Source organism: Terrimonas ginsenosidimutans (assembly GCF_022012415.1).
Classification (GTDB): Bacteria; Bacteroidota; Bacteroidia; order Chitinophagales; family Chitinophagaceae; genus Terrimonas_A; species Terrimonas_A ginsenosidimutans.
Map to the genome: position 1 here is coordinate 1 of NZ_JAKLTR010000050.1, position 1265 is coordinate 1265.

Here is a 1265-nt window from a genome sequence, read left to right on the forward strand (position 1 = left end):
CCTTTAGATAGAAGAAATTCTTTGAACAAAGATTTTAGCTGAAATTAGAACAAGAAGCGGGGTGAACTTAGCGGCGAGCTGAGCTAGAGACTCAATCTTGCGTATTAGTCCCCACTTCTTGTTCAAAGTTGACGCGCTCCGTTTAGAATTTCAGACCTGGAGGGTCTGTTAAAGGTCTTGGAGGTTGTCAACCATTTTTAAGCTTAAATCGAAGTTATGAAACAACCTTTAATTGTTGGTATCGACGTGTCTAAATTGACGCTGGACATTTATTTTAAACCTTTTGAGATCTTCTTTCAGATCACTAATGAGACGGAAGGGTTTTACAAATTTCTATCACAACTCAGTGATTTTATGGCAGATACTAAAGACGTGCTGGTGGTGATGGAGCACACAGGCCGCTACAGTCATCGGTTGGAGACATTTTTACAAGAACAGGGAATTGGTTATTGTAAATTATCCTCTTTGCAAATCAAAAGATCCCTGGGTATTACCCGTGGCAAAAGCGATCGGGTAGACGCGCAGCGTATTGCTGAGTACGGCTGGTTGCGTAGAGATATACTGCAAGCCCAGGATCCTTTACAGCCACAGCTTCAGCAACTACAGTCGTTATTAAGCCTGCGCGCTAAATTAGTGCGTGACAGAGCTGGGTATGTCTGCCGCCTAAAAGAGACAAAGGCGACATCTTCTTCGTGCTGTCTGGCTTTTGAAATAAAAAGTCAGCAGAAAGTAATTGACTATTTAAAAAAAAGTATTGATGAGGTTGAAGAACAGATCAAGGCGTTGATAAAAGCAGAACCTGCGCTGGATAAGACCAGCAAGCTACTACAGAGCGTTAAGGGGATAGGATGGCTGATCGCCGCCTCCATGATCTGCTATACGGCTAACTTCAAGAAATTTGCCAACGCCCGAAAGTTCAACTGTTATGCCGGCATGGCTCCTTTTAAACACGATAGCGGAACCAGCATCCGCGGACGGGCAAGGGTCAGCCATTTGGCTAACAAAGAAGCCAAACGACTATTTACACTCGCCGCCTACAGCGCGATTAACCATAATGAAGAATTACGCCAATACTATCAGCGACGACTCGCTGAAGGAAAACGGAAAATGAGTTGTATCAATATCATCAGGGCTAAACTCGTAGCGCGTATTTTCTCTATTGTTAAAAGACAAACACCCTATGTTCAGCAGCTTGCAGCTTAATTTTTTAATCCAACCCTAAAAAACTAAAATAATTTTGGCGACATCGTGATCTTAGAATACGC

Annotated in this window: 1 protein-coding gene; it reads left to right on the forward strand. The window is 43.0% G+C overall.

The window, feature by feature from the left end; genetic code table 11:
* Positions 1 to 216 precede the first annotated feature (216 nt).
* Positions 217 to 1203: an IS110 family RNA-guided transposase gene (locus LZZ85_RS28270; protein ID WP_237877513.1), complete on the forward strand. Its 987-nt coding sequence runs from the start codon at positions 217 to 219 to the stop codon at positions 1201 to 1203.
* Positions 1204 to 1265 lie beyond the last annotated feature (62 nt).